Genomic DNA, 23,441 nt, shown 5'->3' with positions numbered 1-23,441 from the left:
CGACGCGGCCGGCGCGACAAGTTCACCCGCACGATGAGGCCGCTGTTGGCGAGTTCCAACAAGTACGCTCGGGCCATGGAGATCCGGCCCGCGTCGCTGCTTGACGGCCCGTTCCTCCTCGTCCCCGAGCCGCACCGCGACGAGCGCGGTTTCTTCACGCGCACGTTCGACGCCGACGACGCGCGGCGGGCGGGGCTTGACCCCGACGCCTTCCTGCAGGACAGCCAGTCGCGTTCGGTCGAGGGCGTCGTCCGCGGGATGCACGGTCGGGTGGGCGGGGGCGAGGCGAAGCTCGTGCGGGTCGCGCACGGCGCCGTGCTCGACGTCCTCGTGGACGCCCGCCCCGGCTCGCCGACGTTCGGTCGGCACGAGACCTTCCGGCTCGACGACGAGGACCTCCACGTCCTCTACGTTCCCCGCGGGTTCCTCCACGGCCACCAGACGCTCACACCGACCGCGGACGTCTGCTACCGGATCGACGCGCTGCACGACCCGTCCGAGGACGTGGGCGTCCACTTCCTCGACCCGGACCTGGCGATCGACTGGCCGGCGCCGGTGACGATCGTGAGCGACCGGGACCAGGCCGCTGGTTCCTGGGCCGACCTGGCGGCACGCCTCACGGTGTGAGGGGCTGGACCTCGCGCGGGCGAGGCTCCACGACGACCCACCGACCGCCGCCGGCCTCGACGTCGGGCAGCGCGGCGCGCACCTCGTCGAGCAGGTCGGGGACGAACAGCAGCACCCGGTCGGCGCGCAGCGCGACCACCTCGTCCGGCCCGACGATCGGCACCCGGCTGCCGGGCAGCGCACGTCCGTGCTTCGACGTGGAGGCATCCCCGACCGCGAGGACGTCGTCGCGCGTCACGCCCGCCACGCCGAGGAGGGCGACGGCCCGCGACGCCGCACCGTAGCCCGCGACGCGCAGCCCGCCGGCGCGCGCCCGGTCGAGGTAGGCGCGCAGCGCGGTCGCGGACTCGCCGACGGCGTCGCCCAGCTCCGCGACCCGTCGGGGGTCCGTGACCCCCAGGCCACGCTCCCGGCGCACCACCCGCCGGACGAGGTCCGCCCCGGCCGCGTGCTCCGCGGCGGTCCGCGAGCCCGCCCGCGCGAACGCCACCACGACCGTTCCGCCGTAGAGCCCGTATTCCCACGCACCGACGGGCTGGAGCCCGAGCTCTTCGGCCATGTCGACCAGGACGGGCAGCGAGTAGTACGCGTAGTGCCCGTGGCGCAGCGCGTTCCACGTGCCGTCGCGCAGGATCGTCGCGAGCGTGTGCACGTGCAGCGCGAGGACGCCGCCCGGGGCAAGGCGTGAGACGCGGTCCTCGAGCGCTGCCCGCTGGTCGGCGTCGTGCATCATGCCGAGCGAGTCGACGACGAGGTCCACCCGGCGCGCCGCCGCCCCGGCCGGGAGCCCGCGTTCGACGACCAGACCCGCGTCCTCGAGCAGCCCCAGCCAGGACCCGCCGTGCGGGCTCGGGAACTCGGCGACCGTCGCGCCGGGCCGGGCGAGGCCGGCCCGCACCAGGTCGGCCACGGCCTCGGACGCCTGCCGGACGAGCGCCGCGGGCTCGACGCCTCGCGGCTCCTCGGCGTCTGTCGGGTCGTCCTCGAGCTGGGCAAGCCCGCACGAAGCGCACAGCACCATCCGCAGCGGGTAGACGGGATCGGGGCCGTCGTCGTCGGGCAGCGGGAAGTGGTCCCCCGCCGGCTGCTCCCCCAGGTCGAGCACGACGGTCCCGGCGTCGCCCCGGCACCAGCGGCACCGCCACCCGGCCACCGGCCGGCCCTCGAGAGCCACCGCGTCAGGCACCGGGCTCGAAGACCTCGAGGCTCGGCAGCGCGACGACGAGCTTGCCGCCCCAGTCCGCCACGTACGCGAGCTGGGCAGCGATCTCCTTGCGCAGGTTCCACGGCATGATCACGACGTAGTCGGGCCTCGCATCCGCGAGCGCCTCGACGGGGTGGATCGGGATGTGCGTGCCGGGCAGGAAGCGGCCGTGCTTGTAGGGGTTCCGGTCGACCGAGAACCGGATCAGGTCGGACCGGATGGCGCAGTGGTTGAGCAGCGTGTTGCCCTTGCCCGGCGCGCCGTACGCGACGACGCTCTTCCCCTCACGCTTCGCCTGGAACAGGAAGCCCATGAGGTCCTCGCGGACCTTCTCGACCTGCGGCGCGAAGCCGTCGTGGCCGTCGAGGGTGTCGAGCCCGGCGGCGGCCTCGTCGGCGAGGACCTTCGCGACCGCGGGCGACGGCTCGGGCGCGGTCTCGGTGGGCGCGGACCACGTGCGCAGCGAGCCGCCGTGGCTGGGCAGCTCCTCGACGTCGACGACGGTCAGCCCCGCCGCCGCGAGGACGCGCTGGGTGGTCAGCAGCGACAGGTAGGAGAAGTGCTCGTGGTAGATCGTGTCGTACTCGTTGCCGTCGATGAGGCGCAGCAGGTGCGGGATCTCGATGCTCACGCGGCCGTCGTCGGCGAGCAGGGCACGCAGGCCCTTGCTGAAGTCGACGATGTCGGGGACGTGGGCGAAGACGTTGTTCGCGACGACGAGGTCGGCCCTGCCGTGCTCGGCGGCGACCTTCGTCCCCGTCTCCTCACCCAGGAACTCGACGACCGTCTCGATCCCCTTGTCGATCGCCGCCTGCGCGACGTTCGCGGCGGGCTCGATGCCGAGGCACCGGATGCCCTTCGCGACGACGTGCTGGAGGAGGTAGCCGTCGTTGCTCGCGATCTCGACGACGAACGCGTCCGGTCCGAGCCCGAGGCGAGCGACGGCGTCGTCGACGAACCGGCGCGCGTGCTCGACCCACGAGTCCGAGTACGACGAGAAGTACGCGTAGTCGCTGAAGATGTCCTCCGCCGGGATGTAGGCCGGCAGCTGGACGAGCAGGCACTGCGAGCACACCCGGACGTGCAGCGGGTAGAACGTCTCGCCCTGATCAACCTGGTCCGGCGTCAGGTACGTCTCGCACGGCGGCGACATGCCGAGGTCGACGAACGTGTGCTCGAGCGGGGCACCGCAGAGGCGGCAGGCGGGGGCGCTCACCGGGACGCTCCGTCCGACGACGCCGCCACCGGCGTGAGCCGCAGCGTCGCCAGGTCGAGGCGCCCAGCGTCGGCCAGCTCCTGGATCTTCTTCAGGCGGACGAACCTGGGCCCTTCGAAGTCGTCCGTCGTGAGTCCGCGCTCGTTCGCGTCGCTCCAGATCTCCCTGATCCCGTCGGGGATGGTCCATGCCGGCTGGTAGGCCGGCAGGGTCCGGCGGATCTTCGTGAAGTCGACCTGGTAGTTGCGCGTGTCCGGGCCGGCGCCCGCCGCGAAGGTCACGGGGGCTCCCGTGATCTCGGCGACCTCGTTCGCGATCGTCCGGACCTGGACGACGTCCTCGTCGCGGCCCACGTTGAAGGCCTGGTCGCGGACGACGTCGGCGGGGGCCTCCAGCACCGCCAGGAAGGCGCGCGAGATGTCCTCGATGTGCACGAGGGGACGCCACGGCGAGCCGTCCGACTGCAGCCTCACCTCGCCCTGCGTGAACGCGGTGCCGGTGAGGCTGTTGACGACGATGTCGGCGCGGAGGCGCGGCGACGACCCGTACGCCGTCGCGTTCCGCAGATAGCTGGGCGAGAAGTCGTCGTCGGCGAGCTGGGCGATGCCCTGCTCGGCCAGTACCTTCGACTCGCCGTAGGGCGTCACGGGGTTGAACGCGCTCGTCTCGTCCACCGGCGCGTCGCCCGCCGCGCCGTACAGGGAGCACGACGACGAGAACAGGAAGCGGGGGACGCCCGCCTCTTTCGCGACCCTCGCCATGTGGACGGCGCCGTCCGCGTTGACGGAGTACGTCGCACCCGGGCTGAGGTGCCCGATCGGGTCGTTGGAGATCGCGGCCAGGTGCACCACGGCGTCGAACCCCTCGAGATCCTCGGGCCGGGTGTCGCGGATGTCGCCGGTCCGCTGCTCGTAGCCGCCCGGCTGGGGGCCGAAGTCGCAGCCGTCGTACCAGCCCACGTCGAGGCCCACGACCTCGTGCCCGGCGGCCTGGAAGAACGGCACCAGGACCGCCCCGATGTACCCGCGGTCTCCGTCTACCAGCACACGCATCGACAGCTCCGTCCTTCGCCGCGCACGGTTGGACGCGTCGTCGGCAAACCTACCCAACGACGGCAGGCGGGGAGAGGGCCCGGCGTGGGTGATTTAGCCGCGCAGCCGGCGGCGCAGCCAGAGGAACGGCGCCCAGGGGGCGAAGGTCGCGGCCCATCCGACATCACCTAGCGCGCTCCCGAGCTTCCGCGCGCCCAGCGCCTCGCGCGCGGAACGTGCGGCCGACCACGCGGCGAACCGGTCGTTCGCGCGGTCCCGCTCACGCAGGGCGACGACGAGCTCGCGGTCCCCGGCCTGCTTCGCGGCGTCGCGCTGTTGCCGCACGATCTCGCGGATGCTCACCGCGAGGGCGCGGTACCGCGAGGTCGTGTTGTCCGCGTGGTGGCGATAGTCGACGAGCGACGTAGGCACCAGCACGAAGTCGCCGACCGCCACGAGCCTGAGGACCAGGTCGAGGTCCTCAGCCATCCGGAGCCGCGGGCTGAACTCGCCCACCTCGTTCAGCGCGGACCGCCGCAGCAGGAGGTTCGGCAGCAGGATCCCACCCCGACCGCGCGCTACGTCGAGACCCGACGCGACCGGCACCTGGTCCGCCTGCACCAGGACGACGCCGTCGGCGTCGATCGTGCGCAGCCCGCAGTACGTCGCGACGACGGCGTCGTCGCCGAACGGCGCGATCCCCAGCTCGAGGCGCCGTGCGTCCCAGCGGTCGTCGTCGTCGAGAAACGCGAGGATCGCTCCGCTGGTCTGCGCGACGCCGTGGTTGCGCGCCCGTGACACGCCGGACGCCGGGATGCGCAGGAGCCGCACCCGCGCGTCGCCGACCGCCTCGACGGCCCGGCGCACGGCGCCCGCGTCGGTCGCACCGTCGTCCACGACGACGAGCTCCCAGTCCGTGAGGGTCTGGGCGACGACCGACCGCAGGGCCTCCTCGAGGAAGGGGCCGCCGCGGTTCGTCGCGACGACGACGGCCACGCGCGGCGACGCTCGTGCGGGCTCGGGCACCGGCGCCCCCTTCCGCATCGTCCGCGGCCGCTGACGACGCGGCCTCGCCGCCTACCGTAGTGAAGCGGGACCAGGACGGAAACCACGCGCCGACGGGCGGGCGGCCGCGCGGCGGGTGATTTGCTGCGACGGCCCCCGGCGACAGGCTCTCCGTGATGGAGAATCGCACGCATGAAGGTCCTGCGCGTCTCGCACAGCGCGGTCGTCGACGCGTGGCGCGAGCGGGAGCGCGAACTGCGCCGCCGCGGCGTCGACATCCGGCTGGTCTCGGCGCGCGCGTGGGACGAGGCGGGCCGGGTCGTCGCGCTCGTGTCCCGTCCCGGCGAGGACGTCGTCGGCGTCCGGACGTTCGGTTCCCACCCGGCCCTGTTCCTGTTCAATCCCGTCGCGCTCTGGCGCGAGCTGGGCCGCGACGTCGACGTGCTCGACGTCCACGAGGAGCCGTACGCCCTCGCGACGCTCGAGATCCTGGCGCTGCGGCGGCTGCGGCGCCTGCTCACCGGCCGGCCGCGACACCTGGCACCGTTCGCGCTGTACTCGGCGCAGAACATCGAGAAGCGCTACCCGCCTCCCTTCCGCTGGTTCGAGCGTGCGGCGCTCCGGCGGGCGGCGGCGCTCTCGGTGTGCAACGCCGCGGCGGGCGAGATCGCCGTCCGCAAGGGGTTCCGGGGCGAGATGCACTGGATCCCCTTGGGCTTCGACCCCCAGGTCTTCCGTGCGGCCGACGACACCAGGGCCGACGTGGCCGACGTACTGCACCACGGCTCCGTGCGAGTCGGGTATGCGGGCCGGCTGGTCGACTACAAGGGCGTCCGTGTGCTCCTCGACGCCGTCGAAGCGTCCGACGACCTCCGCCTCGACCTGGTGGGCGACGGCCCGCTCCGTGACGAGGTCGCCGCGCGCGCCGCACGCTCGGACGGTCGCGTGACGCTCCATCCGGGCACGGACGCGGAGGGCCTCGCAGCGTTCTACCGGTCCATCGACGTGCTGGCCGTGCCGTCGCTGGTCACGCCCGGGTGGGTCGAACAGTTCGGCCGGGTGGTGGTCGAGGCCATGGCCTGCGGCACGCCGGTGGTCGCAACGTCGACGGGCGCGCTCCGGGACGTCGTCGGCGACGCGGGGCTGCTGGTCGAGCCTGACGATCCCGCGGCCCTGCGCGAGGCGCTAGAGCGGGTTGGCCGCGACCCGGAGTTCGCAGCGCGGCTGCGCGTGGCCAGTATCGAGCGAGCCACGGCGTGCACCTGGGCGTCCGTCGCCGACGACTACGAGGCCATGTACGGATCGATGAACGGCAGTCACACGGCAGCTGAGACGCCCTCCGACGTCGACCGTCAGGGCCGCGACGTCGAGGTCGTCGTCGTCGCGTACCACCGCCCCGACCTGCTCGAGCAGGCCCTCGCGCCGGTCGTCGGCCGGTTCCCGGTGACTGTCGTGGACAACTCCTCGTCGCCCGAGGTGAAGGACATCGCCGTCGCGGCCGGCGCCCGCTACCTCGACCCGGGCCGCAACGGCGGGTTCGCTGCCGGGGTCAACCACGCGCTCGCGGACCGCCTCGCGCCCGACGCCGACGTCCTTCTGCTGAACCCCGACGCCGTCGTTCAGCCGGACGACGTCCAGCGTCTGTCCGCCGCGCTCGCCGCCGACCCTGGGCTAGCGAGCGTCGGACCTTCCCAGGTCGACGACGACGGCACTCCTGCGCGGGTAGCGTGGCCGTTTCCCACCCCGGGCGGAGCGTGGCTCGAGGCCGTCGGCCTGGGGCGCCTGCGCACCCGCGGGGACTTCGTCATCGGGTCGGTGCTCCTCCTCCGTGCCGAGGCCGTCGCCGACGTTGGGGAGTTCGACGAGACGTTCTTCCTCTACGCGGAGGAGACAGACTGGGCGCGGCGAGCAGCGACGCGCGGGTGGCGCCACGCCGTCGTGCCCGACGCCGTAGCGACGCACGCGGGAGGCGCGACGAGCGCGGACGAGACCCGACGCGAACGGGCGTTCCACGCCTCGCAGGAGCGCTACTACCGCAAGCACTTCGGGGCCCTCGGCTGGCAGGCCGCGCGGGGCGCCGCGCTCACGGGCTCGGCCGTGCGCGGCGTCGTCCTGCCGGGCGAGCGCGGGGCGGCCGCTCGCCGCAGGGCTGCGCTCTACGCGCATGGCCCGGCGTCACGGCTCGACCGCCCGGACGGAGCCGCATGAGCGGGCAGGGCACGGCGCTGCGTGGGCGTATGCGACTCCTCGCTGCGGCCGACCGGGCCGCGGTCGGTCGCCGCTGGCTCGCCGCGGCCTTCGGTGCCGTCGCGGTCCTCGCGCTGCTCGCCGGGATCGGGATCGCCGTCCCGGGCTACGGCGTGTACGCGCTGGCCGGCGCCGCCGCCGTCCTCATCACGGGCGCGACCATCTACAACCCCGTCGCGATCCCGGTCCTGGCGATGCCGGCGCTCGTCGTCGTGCAACGCGTGGGCGGGGCGAGCACCAATCTGTCGTTCAGCGACTTCGCCCTCTTCGGAGCGTTCTGGGCCGCGCTGCTCCTCGGCCCCCGGCCCTACTCGCACACCATGCGCAGCCTCCTGTGGCTGTCCGCCGTCTACCAGCTCGCGACCCTCTTCACCGTCGTCGCCAACCCCTATCGTGCCAACACGGTCGAGTGGTTCCACGCCTGGCTGTCGGTCGGTGGGGCGCTCGTCGTCGGCTGGGCGGTCGGCCGCTCGGGTCACGCACGCCTGGGCGTCGGCCTCTACCTCGGCGCGTGCGCCGTGCTCGCCGCCGCGACCTGCCTGCAGGGGCTCACCCAGCTCGCCAAGGGCGACACGGGCGCCGTCTACCTGAGCTGGCCGTACGGGATGCACAAGAACTTCGTCGGCGATCTGCTCGGCATCGCGGCGCTCGTGGTCTACGCGCGGCCACCCTGGCTCGGACTTCCGCGGCGGATCACCTACCCCGCCTTCTGGCTGTTCGTGATCGCGATCGCCGCGACGCAGTCCCGGCAGGCGATCGTCGGGCTGGGGCTGTTCGTCCTCGTCGTCGCGCTCCGTCCCCGCCAGGCCGTCCGCCACTCGAAGCTCGTCCTGCTGGCCGTGATCCCCGCCGTCTTCTTCGTCGTGCAAGTCCTCGTCGACCAGCTCCAGTCGAACAACGAGTTCAACTCCGCCTACCAACGGATCAGCTGGTACCAGGACTCTCTCGTCGTCTGGAACCTCAACCAGTGGTTCGGCGCCGGACTGCGGTGGTGGTACTCGGGTCGGACGCCGTACTCGTTCCAGCCGCCCAACGCCGAGCTCGAGGTCCTCTCGTCCGCCGGCACGATCGGCCTCGTCGGGTTCCTGCTGCTCATGATCGGGGGGATGGTCGTCCTGTGGCGGATCTCGCCGGTCTACGGCACGCTCGGCTTCGCGGTCGTCGCTTCGCGGCTCGTGCAGGGCCAGCTCGACCTGTTCTGGGTCTCCGTCCAGACCTCCATCCCGTTCGTCCTTGTCGGGGTGTGCGTCGGGGCGCTCGCTCGACACGAAGCCGACTCGCCGCCGCGACCAAACGACAGCACCGAAACGCGGCCCGCCGACACAGATGTCGGGCCGGGCGTAGTCGCCGATGCCGCGAAGCCGGTCCCCGCGTGAGAGTCCTGCACGTCGTCGACTCCGATGCGTTCGCCGGCGTCGAGAGGCACGTCGCCCGGCTCGCGCGCGCGCAGGCGTCCGCGGGCCACCAGGTCCGCGTGCTCGGCGGCGAGCCCCGCGCCATGGGCCACGAGTCCGGCGGGGACGTCACCGTCGAGCCGGTCCGCGGCCTCGTCGCGACCGCGTACGCCGTCGCGCGCCTCGGCGTGGCCGCCGACGTCGTCCACGTGCACATGACGGCGGCCGAGGTCGCCGCCTCGCTCGCCCGCCCGCTCGCCGCGCTCCGGGGAACCCGCGTCGCGGCCGTCGTCACCACCCGGCACTTCGCCCGCGTCCGCGGCTCGGGGCCGACAGGGGGCCTGAGCGCGGCCGTCGCGCGCCTGGGGCTTCGCGCGCAGATCGCGATCAGCGACTACGTGGCGGCCCACGTCGACGGCCCGACAACCGTCGTGCATCCCGGCGTGGACACCGCCGACGACGGGGGTCCGGCCGAGGAGCGCAGCGCTGTCGTCCTGCTCGCCCAGCGCCTCGAGGCCGAGAAGGACGGCGACGTCGGGCTGCGGGCCTTCGCCGCCTCCGGACTCGCCGACGACGGCTGGCAGCTCCATGTCGCCGGTGACGGCGCCCACCGCGGCGGCCTCGAGGCGCTCGCTGTGGAGCTCGGCGTCTCCGGCGCGACCAGGTTTCTCGGGCACCGGTCCGACGTCCCCGCGCTCATGGACGACGCCGCGCTCCTCCTCGCGCCGTGCCGGGTCGAAGGCCTCGGCCTGAGCGTGCTCGAGGCGATGTCGCGGGGGCTGCCCGTCGTCGCGGCGGACGCCGGGGGCCACACCGAGCTGCTCGCCGGACTCGCCGACGCAGCCCTGTTCCGTCCGGGCGACGCTCGCGCGGCTGGTACCGCGATCCGCACCCTCGCCGCCGATCCCGACGCCCGCGACGCCTACGCACGAGCCGAGCAGGCCCGCCAACGGACCGCCTTCACGCTCGACGCACAGGTGGCCGCGACGGATGCGGTCTACCGTTCGGTGTTGTGAGCGCGAGCCCTGCACCAGCCGGCGTCCCGTCCGGCGCCCTGTCCCTCGTCGTCGTCTCACTCGAGCCCTGGGACGAGGTGTGGCGGCGCAACCAGTACCTCGTCTCGGAGCTGCTGCGCGGCGACCCGTCGCTGCGGGTCCTGTTCGTCGAACCGCCGTCCGACCTGACGTACGCGGCACTGAGGCGGACCACGCCACGTCCGGGGCGTGGCCTGCGCCGCGGCCCCGAGCTAGACGGCGTCGGCCCTGATCGCCTCTGGCTGTACGAGCCGACCAAGACGTTACCCCGCCGTGTCGCGCCGCACTACGACGAGCACCGCGCGGCCCGGATCCTGCGCGCGGCCCGGCACGCAGGCCTCGAGCGGCCGACGCTGTGGATCAACGACGCGGGCGTCGCGCCCCTGCTCGACGCCGGCTTCCCCGTCCTGTACGACGTCACGGACGACTGGCTGGCCGCGGACCGGCCCCCGGCGGAGCGTGACCGCCTGCGGCGCGACGAGGCGGCGGTGCTCGCCCGCGCAGGCGCTGTGACAGTGTGCTCCCCGGCCCTCGCCCTGTCGAAGGGCGCCAAGCGGCCCGCCGGGATGCCACCGGTGACGCTCGTGACCAACGGCGTCGACGTCGAGCGGTACCGGACGATCGCGGCCCGGCCGCACGACCTCCCGCCCGGACGGACCGCCGTCTACGTCGGCACGCTCCACCCCGACCGGCTCGACATCACCCTCTGCGTCGCCACGAGCGAGGCGATGGACGGCGACGGCACCGTGGTGCTCGTCGGCCCCGTCGCGCTCGATCCCGACGACGTGCGCCGCCTGCGCGAGGCCGGCGTCGTGCTGCTGGGCCCCCGCCCGCGCGACGCGGTCCCGGCCTACCTGCAGCACGCCGACGTGCTCGTCGTGCCGCACGTCGTGGACGCCTTCACGGACAGCCTGGATCCCATCAAGCTGTACGAGTACCTCGCGGTCGGCAGGCCCGTTGTCTCGACGCCGGTCGCGGGCTTCCGTGACACGGGCGGCACCGTGGAGGTCGCCAAGGCCGAAGACTTCCCGGACGCCGTCGTCGGACTCGTGCGGGCGCCCCGGGTCGCGAGCGGCGAGGCGCCGGGAGACCTGCCCACCTGGACGCGCCAGGCCGGGCTGTTCCGCGCGGCGCTCGACGGCGCCCGGACCGCGGCGACGGGCGGGGTCGCCTAACGTCCCCGGCGGTCCGCGACGCGGCGCCACGTCGCCGTGACGACGTCCGCCGTGGTCCCGACGTCGAAGCGACGGGTGGCCAGCCGGTACGCGTCCTGCGCCCGCAGGTGACTCCCGGCGGGGTCGTCCAGCACGTCGACGATGGCCGCCGCCAGCGCGTCGCTGTCGCCCGGTGGCACGAGCACGCCGAGCGGGCCGCGGTCGCCGCGGAGGATCTCGGGCACGCCGCCCGCGTCCGTCGCGACCACGGGAACACCGCGCACCATGCCCTCGACGACCACCTGCCCGAACGGCTCCGGCACGGGGGACGCATGCACGAGCACGGTCAGCCCGTCGAGGACGGCCGTGACGTCGTCGACATGTCCCGTCACCCGGACGGCGTCACCGAGCCCCAGACGCTCGATCTCGCCGTCCACCCGGGCCGCGTAGGCCTCGCCGCCGAACAGCGGCGCACCCACGAGCCGGAACCTGATCCCCGGGTGGGCTGCGAGCACCGTGGGCGCGGCCCGGACGAGCTCGAGCTGACCCTTGGTCGGGCTGATCCGCCCGACGAGCCCCACGACCGGCGGGCTCGGGTCCACCCGGTCGCGCGCGCCGTCGGGTAGCGCCTGCTCGGGAGCGAATCCCGGGTACGCGACCACGACGTCCGGGCGGCCGAGCGTCGCCGCGGTGGCCTCGGAGTTCGCGACGACGACCCGCGGGACGTGCCGCGCGAGCCAGCGGAAGATACGAGCCACCCGGGGCGGGAGGTAGTCGTCGGCGATCCGGTCGTGGACGTGCCACACGACGGGCGTCCGGGCGAGGCCGGCCGCCGCCGACCCGAGAACGTCGGCCTTGAGCGACTGCGTGTGGACCAGGTCCGGCCGGAGCGCCCGGAGGCGCCGCGCGAGCCGGAGGACGAACGGCACCGCCGCCCACGCCGCCCGCACACTGCCCCAGGTGCCGAGCGCCTCGCGCGACCGGGCGCGCACGCCGTCCCCGAGTCGCACGACCTCGACCGCCGTGCCCTGAGCGCGGAGCCGCCCTACCAGCGGCCCGTCGGAGAAGACGATCACCCTCACCCGGACGGCTGCCGGGTCGAGCGCGGCGCAGAGGCGCGCTAGCGCCAGCTCGCCTCCCCCGAGCTCCGCCGTGTGGTCGAGCACGACGACGCGCAGCAGTCCGTCGTCGTGGACGCGTCGGGTCACCGCGCCTCAGGTGCTGCCGGCCGGTCCGGGTGTGCCTCGTCGTCGACGACGGCGACCGCGCCCGTCCGGGGCCGATTCTGCACGGGGCTCCACGCCGGCTGGATCCGTGGCCGCCCCTGGCGCAGCGACGGCGCCGCCGTGCGCACCGCTCCGGTCGTCGTAGCGACGGGGTGCGCCGCCGTGCTCGGCTGCGCCGCGGGCGCATGGACCGGCACGTGCGCGGCAGGGCCCTGGGGCCGGCCGTTCTGCTGACCCGCAGGTCCCGGTTGCACGGCGACGTCGCGCTGCGGGACCACGCTCCGGCGGTCGGCTCGTCCGGCGGTCGTCGGTACGACGGTCGTCGAGGTCGCAGGCGGCGCGGTCGTCGTGGCCGCAGTTGTCGCCGAAGCCTCGCCGTACGTCGCGGCGTACGCCATGCGCCTGCTGCCCTTGACCCCGGCGACGGCGAGCCCCGACAGGTGCACGTGGTTGACGCGAAGGCGCTTCACGGCCTCGGCAAGGACGAGCTGGTCCGTCTTCCCGACGCTCGCGACCAGGACGACGCCGTCGGTGTAGCTGCCGAGGATGGTGGCGTCCGCGGCGGCGAGGACCGGCGGCGCGTCGATGACGAGGACGTCGGCCTGCCCACGCAGGGACGCGACCAGCTCGCGTGCCTGCGCGGTGGCGAGGAAGTCGGCCGGGTCGAGGGGCTGCTCGGGGACCGGGAACAGGGAGAGGTTGGGGACGCGCGTCGGCCGCAGGGCGCGCGGGTCACCCTTCCAGTCGTCGGGGGCGGGGAGGATCTCGTCCAGCTCCGGCCGGCGCATGTCCCCGGACATCGCGATGGTCCGTCGCCCGGACAGCGCCCACGACGCCGCGAGGTTGGCCGCGATGAAGGAGCGCGGCGCGCTCGGGTCGGCGGCCGTGACGACGACGGCGATCTGGTCCCGGTGCGCGCCCGACACCTGCACCGCGGTACGCAGCTCACGGATGGACTCGGTGTATGGGGTGGCGACGCGGCTCGCGACGGGGAGGTGCCCGTGGTGGGTCGCATCCTTCAAGGCCCTCTTGACGCCGTCGATCTCGGCCAGGACGGGCGCGTCCGCGATCTCGGCGGCCTGGGTGACCGCGCGCAGCCGGAAGTCCACCCCACGACGGGCGAACGCGAGGCCGACGCCGGCGGCAAGCCCGGCGAGCAGCGACAGCGCGAAGACGCTGGAACGGCCCAGCCCCAGGGGCACGCCCGACGTCGCCGGCTTGGCGATCTGCCCGGGCGGGCTCAGCGAGCCGTAGGCCGACCACGTCCGCGTCAGCGAGTTCAGCGTGTCGGTGCCGGACGCCTGCAAGGCCTTGGCCTTGGGGTCGTTCTTGGTCTTCCGGAGCGTCGCCTGGGCGTCGGTGATCTGCTTGCTCGCCGCGTCCATCTGCTTGGAGACCTTGTCGGCCTGCTGCCCGACCACGGTCGGCAGGTAGTCCACGTACGCCTTCGCGAACGCGTTGGCGAGCGTCGCTGCCTGGACCGGTCCGGCGTCCTTGGCCTCGATCGTCATGACGAGCGCCGTGGAGTCGTAACTCGCGGAGATCCGGGACGCGAGGTCCTGCGGCCGCGCGCCTCCGCCGACCTCCTGAGCGACGGCCTGGGCGACCGGCGCCGACGTGACGTACGTGGGGTCGGCGTTGGCCGTCACCGCCGCACTCTGGTCGCTCCCGCTGCTCTGTACCGAGTTCAGCTGCACCGTGGCCGTCGCCTGATACGTCGTGACCTGACGGTTCAGGTAGAACAGCGCGGCAAGCATCACGATCACGACGGCGGCGAGCACGTACCACTTGCCGTCCCACACGGTGCGGAGGAACTCGCGGACTGTCACGCGCAGCCTCGCCTTCTGGAGCCTCTGGACGAGCCCTGGCGGCCCCGTCTACCCATCATGACGCTCGTGGTCCACGATCGTGCGGATCCGGTCCAGAAATCGCCCGGTCCCGAAGCGGTCCACGTGGGCCGCGAGCGCCTGATCGTCCCACGAAGTCACGGCGGCTTCCTCGACCGCGCGCGCGATCTGCACAGGATCCGGCGCATCGAAGAAGGTGCCGGTGACGCCGTCGGCGACGGTGTCCAGGTACCCGCCGTCCCGCAGGACGACGGACGGCGCCCCGAACGCCCCCGCCTCCAGGGGCGAGAGCCCGTAGTCCTCGTACGACGCGGCGACGAGCGCCGCGGCGTTGGCGTAGAGCCAGCGCAGTGCCGGGTCGTCGACCCGGCCGAGCAGCCGCACCCGGGGTTCGCCGGCGCCGTCGGGCGAGCCTCCCCCGTCGGACGACGACGGCACGGTCCCCGCGGCGCGGGCGAGCCCTTCGAGCCGCGCCCGGTCGGGTCCGTCGCCGACGACGACGAGCCGCCGGTCCCCGAGCTCGCACACCGCGCCGATCACGGCGTCGACGTTCTTGTAGGGCAGCAGCCGCGCCACGCAGAGCAGGAAGCCGGGGGCGACGTCGTCGACCGGACGGGAGGCGCCGTCGTCGGGCAGGAGCGCGGGGGGCGGAGGCACCACCTCCGCCTCGATCCCGTACGCCGCCCGCACGGCGCGTGCGGTCACGGTCGAGTTCGCGAGGTACCGGTCGGCCCGGTGGGCGGCGCGCCGGTCCCAGGCGCGCAGGCCGGGCGCGAGGAGGCCGAGCGCGGCACCGGCGGCGGCACGGCGCGCCCGGTCGGCGGCCCGGGCCCCCTCCTCCCCGGACAGATAGCGCTCGCGCTGGTACAGCCAGCGGGCGGGCGCGTGGCAGTAGACGACGGTGCGCCGCGCGCCCCGGTAGCCGTGCGCCCAGCCGGTCGAGCTCGCCAGGAGCACGTCGGCGTCGACGCGGTGCGTGGCGACGGCGGACGCCAGCAGCGGCAACGCCATCCGGTGCGAGCGGCGCAGCGGGCCGACCCGGTTGAGGTACGACGTGCGCACGTCGAGCGCGGCGAACTCGGGGAACGTGCCCGCCGGGTCGTAGAGCGTCGTGTACAGCGGCGACCCGGGGAACGCCCGAGCCAGGAGCAGCGCGACCCGCTCGGCCCCGCCCCGCTGGGTCGCGTAGTCGTGCGCGATCGCCACGCCGTCGGTCATGGGGTCCTCCTCGCGGGCCCCCGACGCGGCGGGAGGCTCAGCTCTTGGTGTGGAACTTCCCCTGCGCCGCGAGCAGCCCCTCGGTGAGGATCATCTCGACGGCGTCCGCGGCGTCGTCGAGCAGGAACGGGAGCTCCTTCTTCTCCGCCGCGGAGAAGTCCTTGAGCACGTAGTCTGCCGGGTCCGTGCGCCCCGGAGGGCGTCCGACGCCAACTCTCACCCGCAGGTAGTCCTTGGTGCCGAGCGCCTTGGTGGTGTCGCGCAGGCCGTTGTGCCCGCCCTCGCCGCCGCCGATCTTGAGCTTGAGGTCCCCGAACGGGATGTCGAGCTCGTCGTGGACCATGACGACGTTCTCGGGCGCGACGTCGTAGTACTTCGCGAGCGCGCTGACCGCGCCGCCCGACGTGTTCATGTACGACGTCGGCTTCGCGAGCACGACGCGCGGGCCGGGCGCTCCCCCGGGCAGGGTCCCGAGCCGTCCCTCACCGGCGAGGGCGAGCCCGTGGGAGCCCTTGTGCGCGGCGAACGTCGTGCCGACGCGGCGCGCGAGCTCGTCGAGCACCATCTGGCCGACGTTGTGCCGGTTGCCCGCGTAGCGGGTCCCGGGGTTCCCGAGCCCGACGACGAGCCAGCGGTCCGCCATGCGTTCTTCCTCCTGGTCTGCGTGTGGGTGCCCGTCCGGGCGTCCCGCCTGCCCCGGGACGCACGACGGCGCCCGGACCCTCGCAGGGTAACCGGGCGCCGTCGGGCGTGGTGCGTGTGAGGTGGGGAGGCTCAGGCCTCCTCGGACTCCTCGGCCGGGGCGGCCTCGCCCTCGGCGGACTCCTCGGTCTCCTCCGTCTCGGCCGCACGGGCCTCGTTGACGGCGACGACGAGCGTCTCCGGGTCGGAGACCAGGCTCGCGCCCTGCGGGAGGGTCACGTCGGAGGCGTGGACCTTCGCGCCGATCTCGAGCCCCTCGATCGAGACCGTGACGGACTCGGGGATGTTCGTGGCCTCGACCTCGAGCTGGAGGTGCGTGGCGTCCTGCAGGTGCGTGGTGCCGGGGGCCGACTCGCCCTCGACGATGACCTGGATCTCGACGGTGATCTTCTCGCCGCGCTTCACGGTGATGAGGTCGACGTGCTCGATGACGTTCTTGACCGGGTCGCGCTGGACCTCCTTGGCGACCGCGAGGTGCTCGGCACCGTCGATGTCGATCTCGAGGAGGGCGTTCGAGTGCTTGAGCGCGAGCATGGTGTCGTGGCCCGGGAGGGCGACGTGCAGCGGGTCGGCGCCGTGGCCGTAGATGACGGCGGGAACCTGGCCGGCGCGGCGCAGTCGGCGGGCGGCACCCTTGCCGAACTCGGAACGGGTCTGGGCGACGAGCTTCGTCTCGGACATGAGGTTCTTCTCTCCAGTGGCTGAGCGGGCCGACCGACAGTGGGGTGCGGACGGCTTCGTCCGGAGGCCGATGGACCGGGCCGCAGAGAGGGCTGCTGCGACGGGTCGTCCGTCCGGACGGCGGCTGCATCGGCGCGGGACGCATGACGGACGCGCGCGTGCACGCCGCCTGTGTCGATCACGGACGCCGGAGAGCCCCGAACAGTTCCGGGGAATCCGATGTTGTGGATGACGGGCGCTTCTCGCTCTCGCGAGCTGCCGGCCCGTCAGACGTCCCTCGCCGAGGCAACCTCACCAGGGTACCCGCCAGCTGCCGCGACACGAAACCGGTGCCCGCCGAACACGGGGCCCGCGCCCGTCTGCTCGAACAGACGGGCGCGGAGCTCGTGGTCGGCGGGCGGGGATCGCGTGCTCGACGACGCGGAGTCTGCGGACGACAGGTCACCGGCGGGCCGCGCCGACCGTCAGCCGGTGCCGCAGGGATCGGGCGCGCCCTGCCACGTCGAGGGCGGGTCGCAGACGAACTGGTACTGGAAGCGGGCGTGCAGGTCGTCGGAGAGGCGGACCGTCGAGCCGTGCGGGTCCCAGCGCGCGGGCACGACGAACGTCGCGTCCGGCCCGCGCACGAGGACCCGCAGCCCCGTGTAGCGGTAACGCGGCCCGCCGGCCTTCACGCACGCCCGGTCCGGATCCTCGCCGGCGCGCTCGACGCACAGGTCCCGCGGGGCGCGGACGGTGTTCGTCAGGTGCAGGTCGACGGGACTGTCCACGACGACGGCGGGCAGGTCGGAGAAGTCGGCGGCGAGGTCACGGGCGGCGCCCCGCCCGAGCGCGTCCGCGACCGTGGAGGTCGCCCAGAAGGCGGCGGCCGCCACCACGACCCACACGCCGACCGCCGTGACCGTGGTGCGCAGCCGCGAGTACCGCAGCCCGAGGCCCGCCACCGTCCCGCCGACAGCGAGGAGGACCGGCGTCACGAGCGGGTACGCGAACCAGCCGTCGAACGCCCCGGCGCCCACGAGCAGCACGAGCCCGGCCGCCACGAGCCCGGCCCCCGCGAGGACGACGGCGGTGCCCCGGCGTTCGAGACGCGCGGCGGCCGCCGGGTCGGTCGCCGCCGCGGCGAGCCGGGCGTCCGCGCGTCGGCGGACCGCGACCACCAGCACCACGACCAGCACGATCCCCACGAGCGGCAGGAACAGCGGCAGCGGGCTGCGCTGGATCACCTCGCGCGTCGACAGCCCGACGAGCTCCACCTCCAGCCCGAAGTACCAGAAGTACGCCTGGGTGTAGACGTAGCCGAAGTAGAACAGCAGCGCGCTCAGCAGCGTGGCGGGCGCGGCGACCTGGAAGACCAGGCCCAGCCACGGCGGGAGGGCCGGGCGATCGGCGTCGTCAGCCATCGTCGGGGGTCCCGCTGGACCCGTCGCCCGACGGCGCGGCCGCGCCCTCGCCCGACGGCGCGGACGATGTGGCGTCCGTCGGGCTGCTCGAGCCCTCGTCGCCGCCCGAGCCGTCCTCCGTGCCTGGCGGCGGGTCGATCGAGGCGCCGGTGGTCGGCTGGGCCCGGATGGTGGCCACGGCCTCCGCGCAGCGCTGCTCCGTCGCCTGCGAGCAGTCGATCGTGCCGTGCACGACCGCGGTGAAGGCCGTGTCCACGCCGGGCTCTGCCTCCACGCCGAACTGGCACGACGAGCTGTCGGACGTGAGCCGCGTCCCCTGCTCGCACCACGGTGAGCCACCAGGCTCGCAGCCCGACCGGGACGCGGTCGCGATGCCCTGCGGGTCGAACCAGACGCCGGTGACCACGAACGCCACCCCACCGCTCAGGATCCCGGCGCTGTCCCCGTTCCACTGCCAGCTCACGCAGTCGCCGGCGACCCCGGCCCCGTTGCCCGGCCCCGCACCTTGGAAGGACAGCTTCTTGTCGGGCGCGGCCTGCGGCTCGAGGAGCCCGTCGTCCCCGCCCGTCGCAGTGTCGCTCACCGCGGGGCCGGGGGCGGCGTCGGGCGGGCCGCCGCCGTTCCCGCCGCACCCGGACACGAGGAGCACCAGCCCGCCCAGGACGAGGCCGAGCGCACCGGCGCGCCACGACGTCCTGCGCACCCGACGGCCCACGCGCACGTCCTCCATGACGATCGCCTCCACCCGGAAGGAGTCGTCGCCGCGCCGCTTCGTACGTCGGCGGGCACGCGAGGTGCGCCGGGGCTCAGTCCGCGAACGCCCAGCGGACGGTGACCGACGCGCGGACCTCCTGCTGCCCCGGCTCGACGACGAGCGCCGCCGCCCTCAGCGCGCCGGGCGCCGGGGCGCCGGCGTCCGCCTCCTCACGGACCTCGAGGACGTCGCCGAGCGCCTTGCCGGCGAGCCGCGCGTACTGCTCCGCGCGGGCCCGAGCGTCCTCGAACGCTGCCTCGCGCGCCCGCTCGGCCAGCGGCGCGAGGTCGGACAGCGCCGTGGTCAGGGACTCGAGCCGGGCCGCGAGACCGGCCGCCGCGAGCGCGTCGCGGACGACGGCGCCCGCGCCGTCCACGTCTCGCAGCACCACGCGCAGGGTCGCCCGGGCGGTGGTGCGGCTCGGCGCGTCGTCGCCGGCGGACGTCCCGGGCCCCGGCCGCTCCGTCCACGTGGACGTCTGGGCGGTCCGGACATCGGCGTCGGCGACCCCCGCGGACGCGAGCGACGCACGCAGCGCCGCGAGCCCCGTGGTCGCGGCGTCGAGCGCCGCCTGCACGTCGGGCGCGGCAGCCTCCGCGCCGAGCTCAGCCAGCACGACGTCGGGCACGCCCTCGGCGCCGCCCTCGCCCGTCACGGTCACGCTGCGGCGCGGCCCGCGTGCGCCGGGACGCGCCGCACGCTCCTCACGTCCGTCGGGCCAGGGCATGTGTCCTCCGTCAGGAGTTGCCGTCGAAGAGCGAGGTCACCGAGCCGTCGTCGAAGACCTCGCGGATGGCCCGCGCGATCACCGGGGCGATCGACAGGACCGTGAGCTGCCCGAACTGCTTGTCCGCGGTGATGGGCAGCGTGTCGGTCACGACGACCTCGCGCGCCCCGCACTCGGACAGCCGCTGGGCGGCCGGGTCGGACAGGACACCGTGCGTCGCGGCGACGATGACGCTCTTCGCGCCCGCAGCGAGGACGACCTTGACGGCCTCCGCGATGGTGCCGCCGGTGTCGATGAGGTCGTCGACGAGCACGCAGTCGCGGCCCTCGACGTCGCCGACCACGCGGTTCGCGACCGACTGGTTGGGGCGGGTGACGTCGCGCGTCTTGTGGACGAACGCCAGCGGGCCCCCACCGAGCTTCGCCGCCCACTGCTCGGCCACGCGGATGCGACCGGCGTCGGGCGAGACGACCGTGACGTTGCCGAGGTCCACGCGGCCCCGGACGTAGTCCGTGAGGATCGGCATGGCCCACAGGTGGTCGACCGGGCCGTCGAAGAAGCCCTGCGCCTGCGCCGAGTGCAGGTCGACGCTCATGATCCGGTCCGCGCCCGCCGTCTTGAACATGTCGGCCATGAGGCGGGCCGAGATCGGCTCACGACCGCGGTGCTTCTTGTCCTGACGCGCGTACCCGTAGAACGGGACGACGACCGTGATGGTCCGCGCGGACGCCCGCTTGGCGGCGTCGACCATGAGCAGCTGCTCCATGATCCACTGGTTGATCGGCGCGGTGTGGCTCTGCAGCAGGAACACGTCCGTGCCGCGCACCGACTCCCCGAACCGCACGTAGATCTCGCCGTTCGCGAAGTCGTACGCCGACGTCGGCAGGAGGTCGACCCCCAGCTCGCGGGCGACGTCCTTCGCGAGCTCCGGGTGCGCGCGGCCGGAGGCCAGCACGAGCGTCTTCGTGTTCTTCTGGCCGGTGAGCAGCGTGGTCATCGGTCGGTCCCCTCGGTGCGGCTGGTGCGGATCGTGAGCGTGTCGTCCAGCGCCTCCGAGTGGGGCGAGGTCGGGCGAGGCTGGTCCGCGGCGTCGGCGTGCTTCGCGAGCTCGCGCAGCGCCTGGGCGCCGAGCGCGGGCATCGCGCCCGTCAGCGTGGCAGGCTCGGTCGCCGGCACGACCGCGTCGTCCGAGGAGTCGTCGTCACCCGTCGGCTCCTTGCCCTCGCCGCGGGCCGCGGCGGCGGCCTGCGCGGCGGCGGTGCCCGGACGACGGCGCTCGACCCAGCCCTCGATGTTGCGCTGCGCCCCCGCGCTCACGCCCAGCGCGCCCGACGGCACGTCCTGGCGGATGACCGACCCGGCGCCCGTGTAGGCGCCGTCGCCGACCGTCACCGGGGCCACGAAGAGGTTGTCGGCGCCCGTGCGGGCGTGCGACCCGATGGTCGTGTGGTGCTTGTGGACGCCGTCGTAGTTCACGAAGACGGTGGCCGCGCCGATGTTGGTGCCCTCGCCGACCGTCGCGTCCCCGACGTACGAGAGGTGCGGGACCTTGGAGCCCGCGCCGATCTGCGCGTTCTTGGTCTCGACGAACGTGCCGATCTTGCCCTTCTCGCCGAGCACGCTGCCTGGCCGCAGGTAGGCGAACGGGCCGACGTTCGCGCCGGCGCCGATCACGGCGAGCGTCGCGTGCGTCCGCGAGACCACCGCGCCCTCACCGACCTCCACGTCCGTGAGCGTAGTGTCCGGGCCGATGGTCGCGCCCGTCGAGACGACCGTCGCCCCGTGGAGCTGCGTGCCCGGAAGGATCGTGACGTCCGGCGCCAGGTCGACGTCGACGTCGATCCAGGTGGTGGCCGGGTCGACCACCGTGACCCCGGCGCGCATCCAGTCCTCGACCGTGCGGTCGTTGAGGATCCGGCCGAGCGTGGCCAGCTGCAGACGGTCGTTGACGCCCTCGACGGCGTACGGGTCCTCCGACACGATCGCCCGGACCTGCCCGCCGTCCTCGCGGGCCAGCGCCACGACGTCGGTCAGGTACAGCTCGCCCTGCGCGTTGTGCTGCGTGATGCGGGCGAGCCCGGAGCGCAGCACCTCCGCGTCGAACACGTAGACCGACGTGTTGATCTCCGCGACCGCCAGCTCCTCGGCGCTCGCGTCCCGGTGCTCGACGATGCGCAGGACGTCGCCCGTGCCCTCCTCGCGGACCACCCGGCCGTAGCCCGTCGGGTCCTCGACCACCGTGGTCAGGACCGTGACGGCGTTGCCGTCCGTGACGTGCGCGGCGACCAGCTGGCCGAGCGTGCCCGCGTCGAGCAGGGGCAGGTCCCCCGCGACGACCAGCACCGCGCCCTCCAGCCCGGCGCCCAGCACCTGGCCCTCCTGACCCAGCGGGACCCCGTGCGCCGCACGGTCCGCGTGGGCCGCGGCGTCGAGCACCGACAGCGCCGACCGGACGGCTGCACCCGTGCCGGGGAGCTCGTCCTGCTCGACGACCAGGATCCCCTCCGCGACCGAGCGCGCGTGCTCCGCCACCCGCTCCGCCTGGTGACGCACCACGACGGCCGTGCGACGCGCGTCGAGCTCCCGCGTCGCTGCCAGCACGTGGCCCAGCAGGGTGCGCCCGCCGATCGCGTGCAGCACCTTCGGCGTCGTCGAGCGCATGCGCGTGCCCTCGCCCGCGGCGAGAACCACCGCCGCTGAGAGTTGCGGTCTGTCCTGCATGGATCCGGAGTCGTCGGTGGTCGGTGCGGTCTGGGCCGTCACGTGAGCTCCCGTCGTCGTTCGTCGCGCTCGCTCCGCCCCCAGGACTCGAACCTGGACCAAGGGCACCAAAAACCCGTGTGCTGCCGATTACACCAAGGCGGACTGCCGGCGGAGGGCCCGCCGGGCGGCCGTGCGAGAGGTGGCGCGTCGGGCCCTAGTCTGCCAGGTCCGCGTGACCCGTCCGTGACATCGGCGCCCCGCCCGTGGTCGAGCGCTCCGTGGCCGGGACGGTCGGGGCGGGAGGGTTGAGCAGCCGTGTGACCCCGGCCCGCGGCGGCCGAGATACCGAGCTTGGGTCGAGATACCGCGTCTGCATCGGTATCTCGAGCGCATCTCGGTATCTCGCGTCCGACGACGGCACGCTTGCCCGCGGACCCGGCCACAGGCGCGCGGCGTCGCCGTCGGCGAACGCGACGTCACCGTCGGCGAACCGGGTGCGCGGCACAATGGGGCGATGACGCCCGAACCGAAGCGGCCCGTACGCTCCCGCATGACCGCGAGCCAGCGGCGCGAGCAGCTGCTGGCCGTCAGCCGGGGCCTGTTCGCGGAGAAGGGCTTCGACGGGACGAGCGTGGAGGAGATCGCCCAGCGGGCCGAGGTGTCGAAGCCGGTGGTCTACGAGCACTTCGGGGGCAAGGAGGGCATCTACGCGGTGGTGGTGGACCGCGAGATCCAGGCGCTCACGGCGGCCCTCACGGGCGCCCTGACGTCGCGCGGCCACCCGAAGGTGCTGCTGGAGCGGGCGTCGCTCGCCCTCCTCACGTACATCGAGAGCTCCGAGGACGGCTTCCGGATCCTCGTCCGCGACTCCCCCGTCGCGCAGGCGACCGGGACGTTCTCGAGCCTGATCGGCGACGTCGCGACCCAGGTGGCGACGCTGCTCCGCAGCCAGTTCCGCGACCGCGGGCTCGACCCGAAGTTCGCGGCGCTGTACGCGCAGATGCTCGTGGGGAGCGTGGCGCTGACGGGGCAGTACTGGGTCGACGCGCGGCGGCCGCCCAAGGCGGAGGTCGCGGCACACCTGGTCAACCTGGCCTGGAACGGGCTGTCGCACCTGGAGAAGCGGCCGACGCTGCACGAGCCGCCGGCCGCGCGCTGAGGCTGCGCCGTCGAGCGGGTGTGAAGGCTGTGTGAGGCGGGCCTCACCGTGGGGCGACATCTCGGGCCGTTCACCTCGAACCGGCCAGGGACACGCCGTACCGTGTCGG

20 protein-coding genes and 1 tRNA gene are annotated in these 23,441 nt (G+C 74.1%); 6 read left to right on the top strand and 15 right to left on the bottom strand.

Annotated elements, in window-relative coordinates; translation table 11 throughout:
- The first annotated feature begins 75 nt into the window (after positions 1-75).
- Entirely contained in the window at positions 76-627 is a 552-nt protein-coding gene (locus ACLQ14_RS08485) for a dTDP-4-dehydrorhamnose 3,5-epimerase family protein (protein WP_425811898.1), read from the top strand.
- On the opposite strand, the gene ACLQ14_RS08480 is transcribed toward ACLQ14_RS08485, so the two are convergent.
- The 4 genes from ACLQ14_RS08480 to ACLQ14_RS08465 all read right to left on the bottom strand — a co-directional run bounded on the left by ACLQ14_RS08480 (position 617) and on the right by ACLQ14_RS08465 (position 5,104).
- The gene (locus tag ACLQ14_RS08480) at positions 617-1,801 is read right to left on the bottom strand and encodes a class I SAM-dependent methyltransferase (protein WP_425811896.1); all 1,185 of its coding nucleotides are present in this window, start codon (positions 1,799-1,801) and stop codon (positions 617-619) included. The genes ACLQ14_RS08485 and ACLQ14_RS08480 overlap by 11 nt on opposite strands.
- 4 nt (positions 1,802-1,805) lie before the next feature.
- On the bottom strand, positions 1,806-3,047 hold the full coding sequence (locus tag ACLQ14_RS08475; RefSeq protein WP_425811894.1) for a methyltransferase domain-containing protein: 1,242 nt from the start codon (positions 3,045-3,047) through the stop codon (positions 1,806-1,808).
- Positions 3,044-4,099 carry an NAD-dependent epimerase/dehydratase family protein gene (locus ACLQ14_RS08470; protein WP_425811892.1) on the bottom strand — a complete coding sequence of 352 codons (1,056 nt, stop codon included), beginning with the start codon at positions 4,097-4,099 and terminating at the stop codon, positions 3,044-3,046. The genes ACLQ14_RS08475 and ACLQ14_RS08470 overlap by 4 nt, the downstream gene beginning before the upstream one ends.
- Before the next feature lie 93 nt (positions 4,100-4,192).
- A complete protein-coding gene (locus tag ACLQ14_RS08465; protein ID WP_425811890.1) occupies positions 4,193-5,104 on the bottom strand; it encodes a glycosyltransferase family 2 protein in 912 nt (303 codons plus the stop codon).
- Between the two features lie 171 nt (positions 5,105-5,275).
- Here ACLQ14_RS08465 and ACLQ14_RS08460 point away from each other — a divergent pair, with 171 nt between their 5' ends.
- The 4 genes from ACLQ14_RS08460 to ACLQ14_RS08445 are packed head-to-tail and all read left to right on the top strand — an operon-like array spanning position 5,276 to position 10,933.
- The gene (locus ACLQ14_RS08460; RefSeq protein WP_425811888.1) at positions 5,276-7,291 is read left to right on the top strand and encodes a glycosyltransferase; all 2,016 of its coding nucleotides are present in this window, start codon (positions 5,276-5,278) and stop codon (positions 7,289-7,291) included.
- Positions 7,292-7,320: 29 nt separating this feature from the next.
- On the top strand, positions 7,321-8,706 hold the full coding sequence (locus ACLQ14_RS08455; protein WP_425811886.1) for an O-antigen ligase family protein: 1,386 nt from the start codon (positions 7,321-7,323) through the stop codon (positions 8,704-8,706).
- A complete protein-coding gene (locus ACLQ14_RS08450; protein ID WP_425811884.1) occupies positions 8,703-9,740 on the top strand; it encodes a glycosyltransferase family 4 protein in 1,038 nt (345 codons plus the stop codon). The genes ACLQ14_RS08455 and ACLQ14_RS08450 overlap by 4 nt, the downstream gene beginning before the upstream one ends.
- On the top strand, positions 9,737-10,933 hold the full coding sequence (locus ACLQ14_RS08445) for a glycosyltransferase (protein ID WP_425811882.1): 1,197 nt from the start codon (positions 9,737-9,739) through the stop codon (positions 10,931-10,933). The genes ACLQ14_RS08450 and ACLQ14_RS08445 overlap by 4 nt, the downstream gene beginning before the upstream one ends.
- On the opposite strand, the gene ACLQ14_RS08440 is transcribed toward ACLQ14_RS08445, so the two are convergent.
- The 11 genes from ACLQ14_RS08440 to ACLQ14_RS08390 all read right to left on the bottom strand — a co-directional run bounded on the left by ACLQ14_RS08440 (position 10,930) and on the right by ACLQ14_RS08390 (position 22,335).
- Positions 10,930-12,120, bottom strand: a complete 1,191-nt coding sequence (locus tag ACLQ14_RS08440) for a glycosyltransferase family 4 protein (protein WP_425811880.1) — start codon at positions 12,118-12,120, stop codon at positions 10,930-10,932. The genes ACLQ14_RS08445 and ACLQ14_RS08440 overlap by 4 nt on opposite strands.
- The gene (locus tag ACLQ14_RS08435; RefSeq protein WP_425811878.1) at positions 12,117-13,967 is read right to left on the bottom strand and encodes a Wzz/FepE/Etk N-terminal domain-containing protein; all 1,851 of its coding nucleotides are present in this window, start codon (positions 13,965-13,967) and stop codon (positions 12,117-12,119) included. The genes ACLQ14_RS08440 and ACLQ14_RS08435 overlap by 4 nt, the downstream gene beginning before the upstream one ends.
- Before the next feature lie 48 nt (positions 13,968-14,015).
- Entirely contained in the window at positions 14,016-15,203 is a 1,188-nt protein-coding gene (locus ACLQ14_RS08430) for a glycosyltransferase (protein WP_425811876.1), read from the bottom strand.
- A gap of 37 nt (positions 15,204-15,240) precedes the next feature.
- Positions 15,241-15,846, bottom strand: a complete 606-nt coding sequence (gene pth, locus ACLQ14_RS08425; protein ID WP_425811874.1) for an aminoacyl-tRNA hydrolase — start codon at positions 15,844-15,846, stop codon at positions 15,241-15,243.
- A 131-nt stretch (positions 15,847-15,977) separates the two neighbouring features.
- Entirely contained in the window at positions 15,978-16,586 is a 609-nt protein-coding gene (locus tag ACLQ14_RS08420) for a 50S ribosomal protein L25/general stress protein Ctc (RefSeq protein WP_425811872.1), read from the bottom strand.
- Positions 16,587-17,050: 464 nt separating this feature from the next.
- Positions 17,051-17,989: a hypothetical protein gene (locus tag ACLQ14_RS08415; RefSeq protein ID WP_425811870.1), complete on the bottom strand. Its 939-nt coding sequence runs from the start codon at positions 17,987-17,989 to the stop codon at positions 17,051-17,053.
- Positions 17,982-18,719, bottom strand: coding sequence for a hypothetical protein (locus tag ACLQ14_RS08410; protein WP_425811868.1), 738 nt, complete (start codon positions 18,717-18,719; stop codon positions 17,982-17,984). The genes ACLQ14_RS08415 and ACLQ14_RS08410 overlap by 8 nt, the downstream gene beginning before the upstream one ends.
- Positions 18,720-18,795: 76 nt before the next feature.
- Complete coding sequence (locus ACLQ14_RS08405) at positions 18,796-19,470, bottom strand: SIMPL domain-containing protein (RefSeq protein WP_425811866.1); 675 nt, start codon at positions 19,468-19,470, stop codon at positions 18,796-18,798.
- Between the two features lie 10 nt (positions 19,471-19,480).
- The gene (locus ACLQ14_RS08400) at positions 19,481-20,467 is read right to left on the bottom strand and encodes a ribose-phosphate diphosphokinase (protein WP_425811864.1); all 987 of its coding nucleotides are present in this window, start codon (positions 20,465-20,467) and stop codon (positions 19,481-19,483) included.
- Complete coding sequence (gene glmU, locus ACLQ14_RS08395; RefSeq protein WP_425812859.1) at positions 20,464-22,191, bottom strand: bifunctional UDP-N-acetylglucosamine diphosphorylase/glucosamine-1-phosphate N-acetyltransferase GlmU; 1,728 nt, start codon at positions 22,189-22,191, stop codon at positions 20,464-20,466. Before glmU ends, ACLQ14_RS08400 begins: the two co-directional genes overlap by 4 nt.
- Positions 22,192-22,263: 72 nt before the next feature.
- Positions 22,264-22,335 (bottom strand) — tRNA-Gln (locus tag ACLQ14_RS08390).
- A gap of 388 nt (positions 22,336-22,723) precedes the next feature.
- On the opposite strand from ACLQ14_RS08390, the gene ACLQ14_RS08385 reads away from it, so the two are divergent.
- Entirely contained in the window at positions 22,724-23,332 is a 609-nt protein-coding gene (locus ACLQ14_RS08385) for a TetR/AcrR family transcriptional regulator (RefSeq protein WP_425811862.1), read from the top strand.
- Positions 23,333-23,441 lie beyond the last annotated feature (109 nt).

The sequence above is a fragment of the Luteimicrobium sp. DT211 genome (assembly GCF_049844995.1).
GTDB lineage: Bacteria > Actinomycetota > Actinomycetes > Actinomycetales > Cellulomonadaceae > Luteimicrobium.
This window is presented reverse-complemented; position numbering and strand designations above follow the sequence as displayed.